Annotated in this window: 1 protein-coding gene; it reads right to left on the bottom strand. The window is 71.9% G+C overall.

All coding sequences use genetic code 11. From position 1 onward, the window contains the following. A partial coding sequence (locus tag ACFU99_RS42150) for a condensation domain-containing protein (RefSeq protein ID WP_384403689.1) occupies positions 1 to 1,922 on the bottom strand: 1,922 nt, incomplete at both ends.

Below are 1,922 nucleotides of genomic sequence, written 5' to 3'. Positions count from 1 at the left end.
CCGTCGAAGAGGTCGGCGGCGTACAGAATGCCGCCGTCCAGCCCGTCGGGAGAACCGTCCTCGGTGCGCCGTTCGGTGAAGGTCAGCGCCAGGTCGAAGCGGGTCGGCGGCGCGGAGAACGGCGGCAGGGGGCTCACCAGGAGACCCGGCAGTTCCCATCGGGCCTCCGGCACGTTGCCGGCGGAGAGCATCACTTGGAACAGCGGGTTGCGTGCCATCGAGCGCGTCGGGTTCAACTCCTCCACCAGGCGCTCGAAGGGGATGTCCTGATGCGCGTACGCACCGAGGTCCCGCTCCCGCAGCCGCGCCAGCAGCTCGGCGAAGGACGGGTTCCCACTCATATCGGCGCGCAGCACGAGCGTATTGACGAAGAGCCCCACCAGGGCCTCCGTCTGCGCGTCGCCACGGCCCGCGACCGGCGTGCCCAGCGGGATGTCCTCCCCGGCGCCCATCCGCGACAGCAGCGCGGACACCGCCGCGTGCATCACCATGAACATCGTCGCCCGGCCGCGACCGGCGAGTTCCGCCAGCCGCGCGTGCGTCGCCGCGTCCACACGCACCGGAACACTGCCACTGCGGAACGACGGCACCGCGGGCCTCGGACGGTCCAACGGCAGAGCCAGCTCCTGCGGGACTCCCTCCAACACCCCACGCCAGTAGTCGAGCTGACCGCTCACCAGGCTCTCCGGGTCATCCGGGTCGCCCAGCGCGGCGCGCTGCCAGAGCGCGTAATCCGCGTACTGCACCGGCAGCGGCTCCCAATCCGGGGCCCGTCCCGCGCGGCGCGCCGCGAAGGCCGTCTCCAGGTCGCGCGCCAGCACGCCCATCGACCAGCCGTCGGACGCGATGTGGTGCGCCACGATCAGCAGAACGGACTCCGTGGGCGTGGCCCGCAGCAGGGTCACCCGCCAGGGCAGGTCCACGCTCATGTCGAAGCCGTTGCCTGCGTGGGCGGCGAGGGCCGCCTCCCACTCCTCCTCGCGGGCTTCCGTGACGACGAGCGGCGGACGTCCGTCCTCGCCTTCCAGCACCTGTTGGCACGGCACGCCGTCGACGTCCGGAAAGACCGTCCGCAGACTCTCGTGCCGATCGGCCACGTCCCCGAGCGCCGCCTCCAGCGCCGCCACGTCCACCTCACCCGAAATCCGCAGCGCCAGCGGCAAGTTGTACGCGGCAGCGGCGGACGAGTCGTCGCCCACCCGGTTGAGGAACCACATCCGCTGCTGCGCGAACGACAATGGCAGTGCTGTGGGCCGTACCTGACGTACCAACACCGAGCCGTCCGCGCTCTGCGCGCGCTCGATCAGCCGCGCGACACCGGCCACCGTCGGCGCGCCGAACAGTTCCCTGATGCTCACCGCGACATCCAGCACCGACCGCACCCGCGCGATCAGCCTCATGGCCAGCAGCGAGTCGCCGCCCAGCTCGAAGAAGCCGTCCTCGGCGCTCACCCGCTCCAGCCCCAGCACCTCGCCGAACAGGCTGCTGACCAGGACTTCCGCGGGCGTCTCGGGGACCCGTCCGGCGGCGCGGCCGGGCGTCTCCGGCGCGGGCAGCGCGGCCCGGTCGAGCTTGCCGTTCGCGGTCAGCGGCAGCGCCTCCAGCGCGACGACCGCCGCCGGGATCATGTAGTCCGGCAGAAGCGTACGAGCGAACTCCTCCAGCGCCGAGCTGTCGAACTCTTCAGAGGAGACGGAGGAGGCGGCTGGTACGACGTACGCGACGAGGCGCGGCTCGCCCGGCCGGTCCTCCCGCACCACCACCGCCGCCTGGGCCACCTCCGGATAAGCGGCCAGCACGGACTCGATCTCGCCCGGCTCGACCCGGAAGCCCCGGATCTTGACCTGCTCGTCCGCACGCCCCGCGAACTCCAACAGCCCATCCGCCGTCCACCGCGCGAGGTCGCCCGAACGGTACATACG

The organism is Streptomyces sp. NPDC057654 (assembly GCF_042800135.1).
Lineage (GTDB): Bacteria > Actinomycetota > Actinomycetes > Streptomycetales > Streptomycetaceae > Streptomyces.
The sequence above is the reverse complement of the archived record's forward strand: the minus strand, read 5'-3'. Positions and strand labels throughout refer to the sequence as shown.